Source organism: Blautia sp. MCC270 (assembly GCF_018785605.1).
GTDB classification, from domain to species: Bacteria; Bacillota; Clostridia; order Lachnospirales; family Lachnospiraceae; genus Blautia_A; species Blautia_A fusiformis.
Window position 1 is genome coordinate 28,240 of the sequence record NZ_WQQD01000012.1, and the last position, 15,087, is coordinate 43,326.

Consider the following 15,087-nt stretch of genomic DNA (forward strand, 5'->3'; position numbering starts at 1 on the left):
TTTTCTCCATCTTTTCTATTATCCGGATTAATCGAATTCTCTGTGCCGCTTCCATCTGATCACCCCATTTATATTCTGTTTTTTTGTTGATATTGTCACTATAACAAATTTATTTTTCATAATACACATCCACCATGAGGAATTGCATCTTTATATTTCTCGAATTTTGAGAATTCTGTCTTTATATTTCTCTGCACGAATTGTTTCCTATCTATGCTGCCTCTTTTATAATAAGCATATCCGAGCAACATCATAAATTATTATTAAAAGGGAGATTATGCTATGCGAATTGAAAACTTGCAAAATGAAAACAGAAAATATGCGAAAAGTATCGAAAACTTCCATGTGCTTGAATATGTGCAGGATGCCAGCGTTTCGCCTATGAATGCAATGAATGAGTATTTCATGAGTAAAATGAATGTCAGAAGAAGACAGGTTGTTATTGATATTGATAAAGACCATTCAGCTGTTATCCAGGCTGGTGCCATGCAATGGATGGGTGGTAATGTACAAGCCACATCTGGTGTAAAAGGTATCGGAGATTTCCTTGGAAAGGCACTCAAGGGTGCGGTTACAAAAGAAACCGCAGTTAAACCGGAATATGTTGGTGAAGGCTGTCTGGTATTAGAACCGACATACAAATATATTATCCTTGCAGACATTGGCAAATGGGGACCAGCCGGAATGACAATTGAAGATGGCATGTTCCTGGCTTGTGATGCAAATGTAAAAAGTAAAGTTGTAGCCAGAAAGAACCTTTCATCAGCAGTATTAGGTAGCGAAGGTCTGTTTAATCTGAGTTTGCAGGGAAATGGTGTAGCTGCACTGGAGTCTAATGTTCCCGAAGATGAATTGATTGAAGTCATATTGGAAAATGATGAACTGAAAATTGATGGAAACCTTGCTGTATGCTGGTCATCAAATCTTGAGTTTACCGTAGAAAGATCTACAAAAACACTTGTCGGATCTGCAGTTAGCGGAGAGGGTCTGGTAAATGTTTATCGTGGAACAGGACGGGTACTGATGTGTCCGGTCGCACCGACAACTTCCTTGTTTGAGTCCACTAACACCATGGCAGCTAAAGCTGCTGCTAAATCCAGCAATACATTTGGAAAATAAGTGTAAAATACATTCTCTTGTAACCAACAAACGCCGAGGTAGTGTAAATTATTCTGTGTAAACCTCTCAGATTGATGATAAAATCATAGGTTTATAGAATACAAAAATATAATGTGATGGGCTGAATGGCATACTTTGCTGTTCAGCCTGTTGTTTATTTAGTAGCATGGATTCTATTGCATGTCAAGGGCGCCCGAGAAAATCGGGCGTTTATTTACCCTTGATATGCGATTGGATCTGTGCTTAATCGATATCCTCTGGCTGGATCCGATCCCCAAAATAGATGCATAACTGATCCAGTGTCAGACCCCAGTCCCAAGCCTTTCCGGTCCATTTTTTTGTAGCATCCATCATTGCCAGATAGAGCATCTTGAAAAGTGCATCATCGGTCGGAAAAATAGTCTTGGATTTCGTAACCTTGCGTAGCTGGCGGTTAAAATTTTCGATAGAATTTGTAGTGTATATTAATTTACGTATCTCAGATGGATATTTAAAATAAGTGGATAATTGTGTCCAGTTATTTCTCGAGACTATGAGAAAAAGTCTGTAAATAAGATTCTTCTATGATATGTAAGGGTGGTAAGCCTGAAAATCAGGCTTCTCACCCTTGTTTTATATATAACAGTTGTTGAATGGCATGTCAAGAGCAGGCGGTTTTCCGCCCGTTTTATTCGCCTGTTTATTCGTTACTCTGGGAGGCGTCCTTCGTACATAATACTCAGTTCACCATACACCTGTGCCCAGTTGCGGATCGTACTGGTCCATTTCTTCGTAGCTTCAAATGTGGCAAGATACAGTGCCTTTAATAGAGCTGTATCGCTTGGAAATACGCTTCTCTGGCGATTCAGTTTCCGGTAGGTAGAATTCAGGGATTCAATAGCATTTGTAGTATAAATCACCGTTCTGACCGTCGTTGAAAATTTAAAGATCGGCGAGATTGCGTCCCAGTTATCCTTCCAGCGCTTCATGGAATTCGGATATTTCGGTGTCCATTTTTCTGTTACACGCTCTAAGGCTGCCAGAGCTTTCTTTTCATCTGTGGCCTGATAAATGGTTTTCAGATCCGTAGCAAAGGCTTTTCTGTCTTTATCCGGGACATATTTCAACGTGTTTCTTACCTGGTGTACAATACAGCGCTGGTATTCCGTCTTTGGAAAAGCTGCTGCGATCGCTTCTTTGATTCCGGTTAAACCATCGGCACAGATAATTAATACATCTTTGACACCACGATTTTTCAGTTCATTCATAACGGAAAGCCAGTATTTTGCGCTTTCGTTATCGCCAACACTGATGGTTAAAACTTCTTTTTTTCCTTCCGTGTTGATTCCCAGAATCACGTAAGCAGCAAGCTTTCGGATCACGCCATTATCCCTTACAGAATAATGGATTGCATCAATGTAGAGAATGGGATAGACCTCGTCCAGTGGCCGGTTCTGCCAGTCTTCGATCTGTGGCAGGATCTTATCAGTCACATCAGAAATAAAACTTTCAGAAGTTTCAAAGCCATAAATATCTTCGATGGTTTCGGAAATCTGCCGGGTAGTCATTCCTTTGGCATACATGGAAATGATCTTCTGATCAATATCGGAAATATCTTTCTGACGTTTTTTCACAACCTGTGGTTCAAACGTTGATTTGCGATCCTGTGGCACTTCGATTTCCATCGAGCCATACCGGCTGTTGACCTGTTTCCGCTTATAACCATTGCGATAATCATCATTATCTGAGCGTTCGGATTTTTCGTAACCAAGATGATCATCCATTTCAGCTTCCATCATTTCCTTAATGGTGCCGCCTAAAAGATCCTTGAGCGCATCCTGAATGTCTTCTGCAGACTGGATATCGTACTCTTCCAGGAGCTGATGGATGATGTTTCGTTTTCCTTCTGTCATTTGTACACGATGTACAGGTTTCTTTTGTCTTGCCATAATAAAAGGCCCTCCTAATGATATTTATTGTATCATAGAAGAACCTTATAAACATTATTTTACAGAAAAAGTTTCATACTCTCTGAAATCGGAGGACTCCCGGAAATTAGATTTTGGCCGCATCCACCAGAGAACAGCCTTTGAATCTGCATCCGGACATTTAATAAGATATTGATGTTCGAAGGTAGTTTCTATATATTCCTGCACTTCAAATGGAATGCAATTCTGCCCATCGGTTTCGACAGGTCTGATCCAGTGCCCCCTGATGGCAATATGAGTAAATTCATCTGTTACTTCCCGGGTAGTGCAAAGCCTGATTCCCCAATCAATTGCTTCCACCTCATAAGGTCCAAGCTTACGGATCCTGGAGTTATTTTTGCAGCCGGTAAGGCGAGCGGCTTCGATGAGCCCCGGCTGTTCAAAAATCTGTCTGGTCTCTCCGAAAGTCAGAGTTCTTCCGTCTTTAAGGAGCATAAGCTCTTTGCAGAACCGGAAGGCCTCATCTCTGCTGTGCGTTACCATGATCATATCACCCTGATATTGTTTCAGGAAATCTTCCATATCTTTCTGAAGCGTATCTTTGAGATAACCGTCAAGTGCAGAAAATGGTTCATCAAGAAGAATTACCTCAGGCTCACCGATCATCATTCTCGCCAGAGCCACCCTCTGCTGCTGTCCACCGGAAAGCTGAGACGGATAACGGTCTTCCAGGCCTTCAAGCTGATATCTTCTGATGAAATCCGTCACTTTTGCATCCAGTGTCTCTTTTGCACCGCGAAAACCGCATGTAATATTATCCCTGACTGTCATCGTCGGAAAAAGTGCATAATTCTGAAACAGATACCCGATCCGGCGATCCTGTGGTTTGAGATTGATTTTTTTTTCGGAATCAAAGACAGTTTTTCCATTGATGATGATCTTTCCTTTATCCGGCTTTTCAATTCCACAAATACATCTGAGCGTCATGCTCTTGCCGCTTCCGGATGCTCCAAGTATTCCTGTCGCAGAGCTTTTGCTGTCAAATGCTGTCTTTAATGAAAACCCCCTGAAGTTCTTTTCTATTTCTACATGTACTGCCATCAGATCCACCTTCTGCTCTTCATTCCCCTTCCGGAGACGATATTGATAAGTACCACGATCACAAATGAGATCACTACGATCACCACAACCCAGAAACCGGCAACGTCATAATTTCCTGCTGCTGTTTCTGATGCAATGGCCACAGATACGGTTCTTGTCTTGCCAAGGATATTTCCCGCAAGCATGGAAGTCGCACCATACTCTCCGATTGCTCTCGCAAATGCCAGCACAGTTCCGGAGGCAATTCCCGGACCCGCAGCCGGTACGATCACCTTCCAGAAAATCTTTCTGTCACTCATTCCCAGAGTCTGTCCTGCATAGATCAGGTTCACATCCACCTGTTCAAAGGCAGCCCTGGCATTGCGGTACATCAATGGGAATGCGATCACTGCTGCCGCGATCACACATCCCTTCCAGGTCTGCACCACCTTAAAATCAAAGCTGTCCATCAGAAATTTACCGAATGGCCTCCGAAGACTGAAGATCAACAGGAGGAAAAATCCTGCAACAGTCGGCGGAAGAACCAGCGGCATAGTGAGAATGCCGTCCAGAATCGCTCTTGAAGCCGGTTTGAGCTTCATGATTTTTCTTGCACAGAAAATTCCCAGAAAAAAGGCAATTGTCGTTGCAACTACACCTGTCTTTAACGATATCCACAGTGGACTCCAGTTTATTTCCTGTAAAAATTCCATCGTTTCTCATTTCCCCTTTATCAGAAAAAGAGGCAGCTGTAACTCCTGCCTCTTTCTGACTGTTTGTCATATTCAAGAATGCCTTACGTATTATTCTGCTGCTTCTTCTGTCTCAGCTGCCTCTATAGTCTCAGCGTTTTCTTCTGCATCCTCTGCTTTTTCTTCTGCTTTGTATGGTGTAAATCCATATTCTTCGAATACTTTAAGAGCTTCATCTGTCTGGAGATATGCAAGGAAGGCATCTGCAGCTGCTGCTTCAGAGTCAGAAGCCTCTTTATCCTCTGTCAGTCCCACCGGATAAAGAACCGGTGTCTTAAGAGATCCTTCCGGAGCTTCCGCAATGATATCTACTTTATCTGCAACAGAAGCCGCATCTGTTGCATATACGATACCAACTTCGTTACTTCCCTCACTCACGGATGCAAGAACTTCTGTTACGTTCTTTCCTTCGTTGATCTCCATCTTATTTACGTCATCTTCGATTCCCAGGTTCTTAAAGATTTCACGTGCATACTGTCCAACCGGTACATCCTCTCCTGCAAGAGCGATGTTCGCTGCATCTGTGATATTCTCAAAGCCTGTTACCTTTGTCTCGCCACCCTTTGGCTTGATCAGGACAACTTTGTTCTCAAGAAGATCCACTACAGAATCTTTCTTTGCCAGTTCTTCGTCTACCAGTGCATCCATCTGTTTGGTTGCTGCTGAGAAGAAGATGTCACATCTGGAGCCTTCTTCAATCTGTGTCTGAAGAGTTCCTGAACTGTCCGCATTATACAGGATGTTTACATCCGGATAATCCTCATTGAAATCCTTCTGGATTTCTTCCATTGCGTTGTTCAGACTGGCTGCAATAAACACATACAGATCACCACTTGTATCCTCTGCTGCTGCCTGTACACTTCCTGCGCTCATGCCTGCTGCAAGCAAACCTGCAAGCATTACTGAGATCATCTTTTTCTTCATATTTGTTCTCCTTTGCCTTTTATTGTTGTGTTTCGTTTTGTTTCGTTCTGTTTTGTTTATTTTAGTTCAAATAGTCATTCTTGTCAAACTATTTGCTCTGTGCTATGATAGAAATTGTTAATAAATACCAAAAATATTTTTTAGGAGGAAAATTCAATGAAATTAAGTGCACGTAATCAGTTAAAAGGAAAAGTGATCGACATCAAAAAGGGAGCTGTCAACTCTATCGTAACCCTTGATATCGGTGGCGGCAATATCATCGTTTCTACCATCTCCTGCGCCGCTGTAGATGAACTCGGACTGGAAGTAGGCTCTGATGCTTATGCAGTGATCAAAGCTACTAACGTTATGGTTGGTATTGATGAATAAACTTTATACTGCTCAGGAAATCGCCGACAAATTAAAGATCAGGAAAACAACCGTATACGAATTGATCAAACGAGGCGAGCTGTCCTGAAAACGTAGTTCAGCGATAACCTATAAACAAGCATTCTAAATAAGCTCGCCTTTTGGCGGGCTTATTTTCTTCTCTTAATTATACAGTTAAAGAGATTCATTTCGGCTGAATCATTACATTTACCCCTAACTTTTCTAATGTACGAATATTCCTATTGATTATCTTTTCTTGATTGATAACGGAGTAGTAGTCCGCTCCAAGGTCATGATAAGGAACTTTCTCTTTTAGTATATGATAGATCGCGATTAACATGGTATGGGCTACTGCAATTAAAGCCCTTTTCCCACCTCTGCGCGCGGCAATTCTTTGATAACGGGAGTAGAGATAACTTTGCTTATTTCGTATTCCAGCACGAGCACATTCCACCAGCGTTGCTTTCAAATATTTATTTCCTTTCCGTATTCGTGTACTCATCTTTTTTCCGGCGCTTTCCTTACACTCAGGCACAAGCCCCGCCCATGAGCTGAAACGGGATTCATTTTGAAAGTGCTCCATTTCCACACCAGTTTCCGCTAAAATTCGTTCTGCACTTTTTCTTCCAATCCCAGGCATATCATCCAAAGCTTCGATTGCCCAGTTTATGGATTCTGTTTTTTTTTAATATCCGCATCTAAATCTATAATTAAAGCGGTCAGGCTTTCAATATGCCAAGTTGATGTTTCAACATTTTTTGCTGATGTTCTGATATCCGTCCTTGTAGGGATTTCTGCATTTCTGGAATTTTATCTCTGGCTCTTCCTTCGGCAAGTTCACTTAAAACAACCGGATCTGTTTCTCCAGATACAATTGCCTTTAAAATTGCCATACCGCTTTTTCCGCTGATATCGGTAATTACACTGCTCAATTTAACATTGCAGCCTTCTAAAACAGCCTGAATTCGATTTAATTCACGAGCACGTTCTTCAATTACCTCCTGGCGGTAACGGGTTATTTCTCGCAGTTCTCTTTGATCCCTATTTGGTATGTAACTTGCCTTTACTAATCCATGGCGTACCAGATCGGCAATCCACTCTGCATCTTTTACATCCGTCTTACGTCCGGGAACTCCTTTGATATGCTGCGCATTCACAACCATGATCGGTATCTGTTCTTCTTCAAATATGTTATATACAGGTTTCCAATAAGAGCCCGTACTTTCCATGGCAGCCATCTCACAATCTGTTTCTTTCAGCCACGAAACTAATTGGAGAATATCTTCCGTCATTGTTGAAAACTGACGGATTTCTTTTTTTCTGACACTCGTAAAAATACAGGCTACCATCATATTTTTATGAATGTCAATCCCACAACACCGCTTATACAATACTTCCATAAAGCAAACCTCCTTCGCATAAGCCGATGCAGCTCCTTGCTTAATTGTTGGCTGTCCTGCGTCCTCATCAAAACCCGATGGAAACAAAAAGTGGTACACCTAAGGAGCTGAAAATCAGTCTGTCGGACGGGCTTGTAAGCACCAATCCCCTTCCGATCTTATTCGGCACCTTAAGTATACCACTACATAACGTATAGCTAGTATCCAGTTTTCATTTATTGTGGTGAGATTTTCTCATGATTGTCTGTCGGGAAATAGACAGCTCCTTCAAAGAAAATCTGCAGGATACCTTTCTTCTTTCCTTCTGTAAGTTCATTCCACCCACACTTTTCTCTGGATCTTTTCACCTGTTCACTTGTAAGCCCAGATTTCTTGCCATTCACCCTTTCAAGAACCTCTTCTACCGTCTGCTGATAAATTTCCTTCATCACTTCCGCCTCATCGTTTCTAAGTATTTACTACCTGAATTTCTTATGCAATGAAAGACCTCTTTGAAAAAAATATAAAAAAAAGACCTTCATTGCATAATAAAAAATGCAATAAAAGTCTCACCATTTCCTTATGATACCGGATGCTTCCACCGTACTGACAACATCACAAACGCAATTTGTTAAGCGCAGGTTACTCCCCTTTATTGGATCAAATCATATACCCAAAGTAACATGATTGTCAAGATACTTTATCATTACTTTTTCATTTTATGTTATACTTTTTACATCGTTAACACTATTAAAATAAATTCTCCGGAGGTGAATCAAATGGATCATACGAATAATTCCTGTTGTTGTGGTGAAGCGGAACATTTTTCCGGATGTCTGATTTGTGGTGCTCCTATTACGTATCGTGCTGAAAGCTCTATTCAGACGTGTAGTATCTGCCATAAAGAGCAATTAACCAATGCGGTCTGTGAAAATAGTCACTTTATCTGTGATGCCTGTCACAGCTATGGCACATATGCTCCGGTAATCGCAGCGCTCAGAGACAGTACCGAAAAAGATGCTTTGCTTCTTCTGGAAAAAATTATGGATCTTCCATCTGTACATATGCATGGACCGGAGCATCATGCAATTGTCCCATGTGTTCTTCTGACAGCGTTTCGCAATAATGGAGAACATATGGATTACGATGCTGCACTATCTGAAATCTGTAAAAGAGCGAAGCAGGTTCCGGGCGGTACCTGTGGTTACTGGGGTGTCTGTGGAGCTGCTGCCGGAGCCGGTATTTTCATGTCCGTTATGACTGGATCCAGTCCACTTCACAAAGATGCATGGCCGTTTCCTCAAAAACTTGTTTCCATTATTTTATCCAGACTGGCAGATGTTGGTGGACCTCGCTGCTGCAAACGTACCAGCAGAATTGCCATCGAAGAAGCCGTTCATTTTTACAGTCAGTTTTGTTCTGTAAACATTCCGTTGTCTTCTATAACGTGTAAATACTGCGAAGATAATCGCGAATGCATCCAGGAAGATTGTCCATACTATCCTGAATAACAGGCAAGGCAGTGATTCCATGATACCACGAAATCACTGCCTTGTAACTCGTTTGCCAGGATACAGCGCCCCATCTTCCCACTTTGCTTTTTTGCAGTTCCATGAACGAATATCCTTCTCTTCCAAAACACTCCTGATTCGTTCTTCTCCATTGTCCGATGTAAAAAGCGCTGTAATTTCCTTTTTTCCATCTACAATTTTCACACAATAATCTACCAGTTCCGGAATCTCAAACAGCAATTCATCCATCTCTCTGATACTTCCCAATGGATCCATCCGCTTTACAAAGTCCAGGCGTTTTATTTCACTTCCACAGAGGCATCTTCCTGGAATGATCCTTGACCAGTCACCGGTTCGATATCGAATCAACGGCTGTGCTTCCATTCCAATGGTTGTAATCACCAGTTCTCCCCATTTACCGTCCGGCAGCACATTTCCGTTCTCATCTATAATCTCTGTAATACAATGGTTTTCCCGCATATGCATGCCCTCATGCGCCGTGCAGCAAATGGCACCTCCAAGCCCCATCTCTCTGGAACCATAGTGCGGCCAAAGTCGTGTTTGCAGAATTTCTTCGATTGCTTTCATGACAGTTTTCGGACAGGCATCTCCGGATACCAGTGCTCTTTTTATACTGCCTTTTCCGCACATTCGAAGCATGGACAGCAATGCCGTCGGCATTCCCACATACGTATCCGGCTGCTCCTCTTCCAGAATCCTGTTCAGTTCGCCATAAGTTCTTCCTGTCCCGGTTGAAAGAGGTTTTGCTCCCAGACGTCTGATTGCCTCCGCGATCAGTTCTCCTAATCCAAAAGGACCTGAAAATGGCATAGCCACCATCGTTATACTTCCAGGATAAATAAATTCACCCAGACCTGCCATAAAAAGTTCTATGGTGTGTTCACAGTCTCCCTCTGTATAGAATACACGTTTACCGGCACCGGTAGTTCCGCTTGTCTGTTCTGATATCACTTTCTGTACTTCCCCCTGGGAGCAAAGCAGCATCCTGCCTCCATCTCGTGCCAGATCTGTTTCTGTCGTAAAAGGAAGGCTTCTCAAATCTATCAGGCTTTCCAGTCTTTCCGGCAAATCTCGGTAAAAACCCTCTCGTTCTTTCTCTCTCTTCAGTACAATATTTAATTTCTCCAGCTGTATTCTGTGTATTTCATCTCTTGTAATCTCTGTAATACCTTCCTGCTTACAGATCATTGCATCTATATTCGATCGTTTCACTTTCTGTATAAATATATTCCTTTCGAATTCGTCAGATTATATGCACAAAACGGCACCATTCCATAATCAGAATCCACCTCGCAGATATAACATCTTTTCAGACGTTCAAGATCCAGATTCCATGCATCCTGAAAAATCATCCCTGATACTGCAAAAGTTTCATTATGAACCCGGATCAGGAATTCATCCAGCGCATCTGTCTGTGTCATTTCTCCATCATCAAATTTTTTTGTGCTATAGCTCCACTGATTTTCCACATACTGTCTGGAATTATCGCTGGTAGTACAACAACATCCTCTGCCTGATTTCTTTTCCAAAAGTTTCAGTTCCCTCTCACCTTTTTTCAGATAACTTGCATGAAAAGAACAGTATGGATTCTCTGCTCCACCACCGGCGAAATCCTTGCTTTTCATAAGCCCGTCAGTCTGTTCCTCGATCAGCTTCAACATCTTTGGTACGGTAATCGGAGCTTGTGGACGCTGCTGAGAACATCTGCCAAAATAGCTGATCGGCTGGAAATGTACTCCTCTTACAAATGGCATATGATCCATCGCAAACTTCAGAATATCTCCAACCTGCATGTCATTTACTCCTGGCGCAATGACAGGTACCAGGGCAATTCCCAGTTCCGCTTCCGAACAGTTTAACACAGCCTTTTCTTTCAGTTCTATCATAGAGCGTCCGCGCAATGTCTGATACACATCATCTGTGACACCGTCAAACTGAAGAAATACTGTATTCAGTCCTGCTTTTTTTAGTTTTCTGGCATATCCTGCTTCCTGCGCAAGACGGATTCCATTGGTATTCAATTGAAAAAATGTAAACCCTTTTTCTCTGCCCATATGTATGATCTCCGGAAGATCCTCCCGCATGGTTGGTTCTCCACCTGAGAGCTGAATATTGAATGGTCCTCCATGATCCATCAGAAAATCATATTGCTTTTCTATTTCATCAATTGAAAGATCACCGTTTTCCAGACATTCTCCTGCCGAAGCAAAGCAGACCGGGCAGTGCATATTGCAGCGCTTTGTCACTTCCAGTATCATACAACAGCCTTTTCTTTCGTGCTCCTCACAGAGTCCACAATTATCCGGGCAGGATTTCTCTTTGATTTTGGGATTTACCGGAGTCTCCGCAGACAGGTTTTCTCTTCCCCAGGAAAGATACTCTGCTGCCGTTCCTTCCCAGATCAGTGTCTGAAACTTTCCGTGGATATCACATTCTTTCACCAGATAAATGCCATCTTCACCGATACATTTTTTAGCCGTAAGTACTTTCATACATATCGGGCATACACTTTTTGTTTTACCCAGCGTAATCATAGTTCCAATATTCCCCGTTCTGTCAGTATTTCTATCACTTTCGTATAAGTATCTGCAATCAGCGCAGGACATTGCTCCATAATCACTCCCCAATCCAAATTAGAAGTGATATCCTTACAATAAAAAGCACCAAATTCTTCTTCGGTCTTCTTATGGAACCACTGATATAATTCCTGCACAGCCGGTTTCATCTGTATATCTTCTTTCTCCTGCGGAGCCAGATTGCCAAGGAACAAACCTATCGCACAGGCTCCTCCTGTCAGGCAGCCACAGGTATCTCCACAATAACCGATCCCGCCGCCAAGACCTCCCAAAGCCTTTACAAGCTGTGGATTTTCCTCACCTATGGCTTCCAGTGTCATAATCATAACCATTTGTGAGCAATGATAACCCATACTGCTAAGTTCTATGATTCTTTCATAAAGATCCATGTGCTACTCCTTTCTGCCAACCAACATGGTATAGCGCAGCTTCTTTCCTTTATACTCTTTCTGCAGGAGCTTATACTCGTCGCAGCAGAACGAATCATTCCAGATTGCTTCCAGATAATATTCCCGCCAAAGTAACGTCTGATCCTCCTGTCGGAGAATGGTAAACCCTGTCTGTTCTGCCATTTCCAAAAGATTTCCGGTATCCAGATCTGATAATAAAAGAAATCCTCCCTTTTTCAAAACACGCCAACATTCAGATAGTGCATTTTTCTGATCTCTGCTGACAAAAAATGCACACTGGCTGATGCAAAGATCTATACTGTCTGATGAATACTGCAAATGCAGAAAATCGCCTATTTCCACATCACTGCCCCGTGGGAAAAGATCCACGCCATGTGCTTCCAGCCCAAATGATTTCAGGATTCGTACCGTGTCTCCTTCTCCTGCTCCAAGATCCAGTGCTTTCATTTCTTTTTTCCATTCTATGTTCTCCAGAAGATGAAGCGTCTGCGCTTCCCCTCCCGGATGCCTGTTCATCTATTTATCCTCCAGTGCACGCTCCACCGCGAGCACTTTTCCAAGTGCGAGTTCTTCCGGAACATACACAAACCCACACTTTGGGCAGACAGGCATTTCCACAGGAAATCCATTTTCCAGATACATAAATTTTGCTTTTCCTTTTACAAGAGGAACCTTACATTTCATGCAGGTCAGCTTTCCTTCCGGATCAATCGTATAATATGTTCTCTCTACTGCCATTACTGTCCCACCCTTTTCATAATATTCATTCGATGACTGTATGCTCTGTGTACCAGATATCCGTCTTCTGTTTCCACAAACCGCACCCAGAATGTGACATTTCCCAGTCTGCTTCTTGTCACCAGTTCTTTTGTTTCTTCATCCAGGATTGCCTCCTGATTTTCTCTGTAATCTGATAACACACGTTCCACATCACTTTTCAGTATCATGCGCTCATCCATCATATGGATTGCCTCCTCTGTATAGGCAACAGTATAGTCTTTTTTCTCCATGACCGATTCCTCATTCCAGATGTTTTTTAAAAGTGTTTGTTTCAATATGAGCCTGTTGTAGCGTTTCTCACTGATATCAGGCATATTGCTGGCATTTGCCCCATACAGAAGTTCAAGTATATGTCGGGATTCTCTTCCCTCTCTGGCAAATCGGTCTCTGCATGCCATGCAGTATGTAATATATGGTGCATCGGAACGTTCCAGACACTTTTCTGTCATTTTCGCTGCCATATCTTTATTGGCATATGCCGTCAGACCTCCATATCCACAACATGGAGACAAATCTCTGGAATATTCTGTATCTTCAACGATACATCCCATATCCGACAAAAGTTGTCGTATCATATCTTGTGTCTGTGCATCCCCTCTGGCACCACAGGCATCATGTATGGCAACCGGTATCTCCAGTCCTTTCGCCTGCTGTGGAAGTCCGATTTTTCTCAAAATTTCCCAGATTCCTATAACATGTGCTCCAATACTTTCTTTTAGCTGCTTCATGCAGCTTGGACAGCCTGCAATGATGATCGGATCACCAAGCTTGGCCAGTTCCTGTTTCAGCTGCTCATTTACTTTTTCTGTCATTTCATAGCGGCCTGCCCATTCGCTGATTGCACCACAGCATCCCAGCATCAGAGCAACGCCTCCAGCTACCCGATTACTTAAATCTTCGTATGCCTGTATAACCACATCCGGCGCTATCGCACCTGCCTGACAGCCCGGGAAAAATACATATCTGCAAGTTTCATATCCCGGCTGGAGTCTGCTCAAAAAAGCCTCTGAATTTGAAAATAACATGTCCATCAGTGCAAATTCATGTGGCGCCAGCGGCATCTTATCTGTGGATACCATATTTTCTCTTGCTGACTTACACACCTGACTCATATCAAATCCATTCGGACAGATCACCGTACACTGTCCACAGAGGGCACAGGCATTCATCGGTTTGTTCATCGGATGATCTCCCATGATAATCTGCGTATTATTATAGATCTCACGGGCTAATAAACCCGGATGTTTTTGATATTCACTTAAATACACACAGCCTTTCATGCATTCGTCACAATGACACTGAATACATCGTTTTGCTTCTTCTACAGCTTCTTCTTTTGAATACCCATCCTGACCACAGAAAATCTTATTCGATCCATGGATTCCTTCCATGTTCGTATAAAGCTTGGTAGTCACTGCTCCTTCACTACCTCTGTTGCTGTGCGGCGATAAATTCTGTACCAGAAGATCCACTGTCAAAGCTGCCCGCTTTGCGGCAAAAGCCGCATCCATCACAGATTCCGCAGGTCCGCTGACAATCTTTGCCTGTTCTCTTAACATAATCTCGACATCTGCTGCTTCTTCCGGAGCTAACATTTTTGCCACTTCTTCTGATGCGCATACCACATCTGCCAGTTCCATTTTTTCTCTGATAAACGAAAGATTCAAACTGCATCCAAATTCAAAAGAAAGATCCATAGATTTCAGACGTTTCGCTTCATTGCTGCGGTCTGATTCCAAAAGATGTCCGGCTGCCGCTGCAATATAGCTTTCATAATCTTCTTCCTTACAATAAATTGTCGTAGGATACATTTTCTTTTCCAGTTCCCCTGCAAGAAACAGTGGAAATAATCCAGAACCAAAGATTGCTGCCCTTTTCTTCTTTCTCATGCGAAATACACTGCTTCGTCTTCCCGGTTCTCCATACCGGACAATCGCACGTTCTACTTCTCGTATGGAGACACCATCACCAAGTTCACAAAGCTTGCAATTATCTTCGCAAGGTGCCGTACATCCATCACAGAGAATCATTGGAAATGGTGTAATTTTCTCATAAATTGCCAACGCTTTCTTAAAATTTCCTTTTGCAGCATAATACAGCATCTCTTTTGTATCCATTTTGAAAGGACAGGCTGCAACACAGTAGGCCGGCTGTTCATGGACGCAGAGACTGATCATATGATCCATCTCTTCTTTTGACATTCGATTTACATGATAAACGTGAGTAGAACCCCTCTCCTGTATGTATGTCATAACCTGA

17 protein-coding genes and 1 pseudogene are annotated in these 15,087 nt (G+C 42.5%); 4 read left to right on the plus strand and 14 right to left on the minus strand.

Features of this window, described 5'->3' with window-relative positions; translation table 11 throughout:
- Positions 1-282: 282 nt before the first annotated feature.
- Positions 283-1,119: an AIM24 family protein gene (locus GPK58_RS04310; protein ID WP_059086559.1), complete on the plus strand. Its 837-nt coding sequence runs from the start codon at positions 283-285 to the stop codon at positions 1,117-1,119.
- A 243-nt stretch (positions 1,120-1,362) separates the two neighbouring features.
- On the opposite strand, the pseudogene GPK58_RS04315 reads toward GPK58_RS04310, so the two are convergent.
- The 5 genes and pseudogenes from GPK58_RS04315 to modA all read right to left on the minus strand — a co-directional run.
- Positions 1,363-1,638 (minus strand): annotated as a pseudogene (locus GPK58_RS04315) (transposase); the annotation flags it as partial.
- Between the two features lie 167 nt (positions 1,639-1,805).
- Entirely contained in the window at positions 1,806-3,047 is a 1,242-nt protein-coding gene (locus GPK58_RS04320; RefSeq protein ID WP_008369914.1) for an IS256 family transposase, read from the minus strand.
- A gap of 54 nt (positions 3,048-3,101) precedes the next feature.
- Positions 3,102-4,127, minus strand: coding sequence for a sulfate/molybdate ABC transporter ATP-binding protein (locus tag GPK58_RS04325; protein WP_215638268.1), 1,026 nt, complete (start codon positions 4,125-4,127; stop codon positions 3,102-3,104).
- The gene (modB, locus tag GPK58_RS04330; RefSeq protein ID WP_161284933.1) at positions 4,127-4,819 is read right to left on the minus strand and encodes a molybdate ABC transporter permease subunit; all 693 of its coding nucleotides are present in this window, start codon (positions 4,817-4,819) and stop codon (positions 4,127-4,129) included. Before modB ends, GPK58_RS04325 begins: the two co-directional genes overlap by 1 nt.
- Before the next feature lie 90 nt (positions 4,820-4,909).
- On the minus strand, positions 4,910-5,782 hold the full coding sequence (gene modA, locus GPK58_RS04335) for a molybdate ABC transporter substrate-binding protein (RefSeq protein ID WP_215638269.1): 873 nt from the start codon (positions 5,780-5,782) through the stop codon (positions 4,910-4,912).
- A 156-nt stretch (positions 5,783-5,938) separates the two neighbouring features.
- Here modA and GPK58_RS04340 point away from each other — a divergent pair, with 156 nt between their 5' ends.
- Positions 5,939-6,151 (plus strand): TOBE domain-containing protein, encoded by a 213-nt coding sequence (locus GPK58_RS04340; RefSeq protein WP_161284935.1) that lies wholly within the window; start codon positions 5,939-5,941, stop codon positions 6,149-6,151.
- Positions 6,144-6,239: a helix-turn-helix domain-containing protein gene (locus GPK58_RS13290; RefSeq protein WP_331479237.1), complete on the plus strand. Its 96-nt coding sequence runs from the start codon at positions 6,144-6,146 to the stop codon at positions 6,237-6,239. The genes GPK58_RS04340 and GPK58_RS13290 overlap by 8 nt, the downstream gene beginning before the upstream one ends.
- A gap of 96 nt (positions 6,240-6,335) precedes the next feature.
- On the opposite strand, the gene GPK58_RS13060 is transcribed toward GPK58_RS13290, so the two are convergent.
- The 3 genes from GPK58_RS13060 to GPK58_RS04355 form a co-directional block, all read right to left on the minus strand.
- Positions 6,336-6,800 (minus strand): transposase, encoded by a 465-nt coding sequence (locus GPK58_RS13060; RefSeq protein WP_330366555.1) that lies wholly within the window; start codon positions 6,798-6,800, stop codon positions 6,336-6,338.
- A 70-nt stretch (positions 6,801-6,870) separates the two neighbouring features.
- The gene (locus tag GPK58_RS13065) at positions 6,871-7,551 is read right to left on the minus strand and encodes an IS110 family transposase (protein WP_252195765.1); all 681 of its coding nucleotides are present in this window, start codon (positions 7,549-7,551) and stop codon (positions 6,871-6,873) included.
- A gap of 215 nt (positions 7,552-7,766) precedes the next feature.
- Positions 7,767-7,979 carry a cation-transporting P-type ATPase gene (locus tag GPK58_RS04355; RefSeq protein WP_252195766.1) on the minus strand — a complete coding sequence of 71 codons (213 nt, stop codon included), beginning with the start codon at positions 7,977-7,979 and terminating at the stop codon, positions 7,767-7,769.
- Positions 7,980-8,309: 330 nt separating this feature from the next.
- On the opposite strand from GPK58_RS04355, the gene GPK58_RS04360 reads away from it, so the two are divergent.
- Positions 8,310-9,041: a DUF5714 domain-containing protein gene (locus tag GPK58_RS04360; RefSeq protein ID WP_059086549.1), complete on the plus strand. Its 732-nt coding sequence runs from the start codon at positions 8,310-8,312 to the stop codon at positions 9,039-9,041.
- Positions 9,042-9,074: 33 nt separating this feature from the next.
- Here the strand turns inward: GPK58_RS04360 and GPK58_RS04365 are convergent, their stop codons facing one another.
- From GPK58_RS04365 to GPK58_RS04390, 6 genes are read right to left on the minus strand one after another with little or no spacing between them, the layout of a single operon-like run.
- On the minus strand, positions 9,075-10,250 hold the full coding sequence (locus GPK58_RS04365) for a DVU_1553 family AMP-dependent CoA ligase (RefSeq protein ID WP_015526491.1): 1,176 nt from the start codon (positions 10,248-10,250) through the stop codon (positions 9,075-9,077).
- 20 nt (positions 10,251-10,270) lie between these two features.
- On the minus strand, positions 10,271-11,596 hold the full coding sequence (trsS, locus tag GPK58_RS04370; protein WP_215638270.1) for a radical SAM (seleno)protein TrsS: 1,326 nt from the start codon (positions 11,594-11,596) through the stop codon (positions 10,271-10,273).
- On the minus strand, positions 11,593-12,027 hold the full coding sequence (locus tag GPK58_RS04375) for a DVU_1555 family C-GCAxxG-C-C protein (RefSeq protein ID WP_021650124.1): 435 nt from the start codon (positions 12,025-12,027) through the stop codon (positions 11,593-11,595). Before GPK58_RS04375 ends, trsS begins: the two co-directional genes overlap by 4 nt.
- Before the next feature lie 3 nt (positions 12,028-12,030).
- The gene (locus GPK58_RS04380) at positions 12,031-12,564 is read right to left on the minus strand and encodes a class I SAM-dependent methyltransferase (protein WP_092071070.1); all 534 of its coding nucleotides are present in this window, start codon (positions 12,562-12,564) and stop codon (positions 12,031-12,033) included.
- Positions 12,565-12,786 (minus strand): DVU_1557 family redox protein, encoded by a 222-nt coding sequence (locus GPK58_RS04385; RefSeq protein ID WP_005427475.1) that lies wholly within the window; start codon positions 12,784-12,786, stop codon positions 12,565-12,567.
- Positions 12,786-15,080, minus strand: a complete 2,295-nt coding sequence (locus tag GPK58_RS04390; protein WP_092071073.1) for a pyridine nucleotide-disulfide oxidoreductase/dicluster-binding protein — start codon at positions 15,078-15,080, stop codon at positions 12,786-12,788. The genes GPK58_RS04385 and GPK58_RS04390 overlap by 1 nt, the downstream gene beginning before the upstream one ends.
- Between the last annotated feature and the right edge of the window lie 7 nt (positions 15,081-15,087).

Excerpts from the sequence above, each read along its gene's own strand:
- GPK58_RS04310 (WP_059086559.1), top strand. The coding sequence starts at position 283 with ATGCGAATTGAAAACTTGCAAAATGAAAACAGAAAATATGCGAAAAGT.
- trsS (WP_215638270.1), bottom strand. The coding sequence starts at position 11,596 with ATGATTACGCTGGGTAAAACAAAAAGTGTATGCCCGATATGTATGAAA.
- GPK58_RS04355 (WP_252195766.1), bottom strand. The coding sequence starts at position 7,979 with ATGAAGGAAATTTATCAGCAGACGGTAGAAGAGGTTCTTGAAAGGGTG.
- GPK58_RS04380 (WP_092071070.1), bottom strand. The coding sequence starts at position 12,564 with ATGAACAGGCATCCGGGAGGGGAAGCGCAGACGCTTCATCTTCTGGAG.
- GPK58_RS04385 (WP_005427475.1), bottom strand. The coding sequence starts at position 12,786 with ATGGCAGTAGAGAGAACATATTATACGATTGATCCGGAAGGAAAGCTG.
- GPK58_RS04360 (WP_059086549.1), top strand. The coding sequence starts at position 8,310 with ATGGATCATACGAATAATTCCTGTTGTTGTGGTGAAGCGGAACATTTT.
- GPK58_RS04375 (WP_021650124.1), bottom strand. The coding sequence starts at position 12,027 with ATGGATCTTTATGAAAGAATCATAGAACTTAGCAGTATGGGTTATCAT.
- modA (WP_215638269.1), bottom strand. The coding sequence starts at position 5,782 with ATGAAGAAAAAGATGATCTCAGTAATGCTTGCAGGTTTGCTTGCAGCA.
- GPK58_RS04340 (WP_161284935.1), top strand. The coding sequence starts at position 5,939 with ATGAAATTAAGTGCACGTAATCAGTTAAAAGGAAAAGTGATCGACATC.
- GPK58_RS04365 (WP_015526491.1), bottom strand. The coding sequence starts at position 10,250 with ATGATCTGTAAGCAGGAAGGTATTACAGAGATTACAAGAGATGAAATA.
- GPK58_RS13290 (WP_331479237.1), top strand. The coding sequence starts at position 6,144 with ATGAATAAACTTTATACTGCTCAGGAAATCGCCGACAAATTAAAGATC.
- GPK58_RS04390 (WP_092071073.1), bottom strand. The coding sequence starts at position 15,080 with ATGACATACATACAGGAGAGGGGTTCTACTCACGTTTATCATGTAAAT.
- GPK58_RS04320 (WP_008369914.1), bottom strand. The coding sequence starts at position 3,047 with ATGGCAAGACAAAAGAAACCTGTACATCGTGTACAAATGACAGAAGGA.
- GPK58_RS04325 (WP_215638268.1), bottom strand. The coding sequence starts at position 4,127 with ATGGCAGTACATGTAGAAATAGAAAAGAACTTCAGGGGGTTTTCATTA.
- GPK58_RS13065 (WP_252195765.1), bottom strand. The coding sequence starts at position 7,551 with ATGGAAGTATTGTATAAGCGGTGTTGTGGGATTGACATTCATAAAAAT.
- modB (WP_161284933.1), bottom strand. The coding sequence starts at position 4,819 with ATGGAATTTTTACAGGAAATAAACTGGAGTCCACTGTGGATATCGTTA.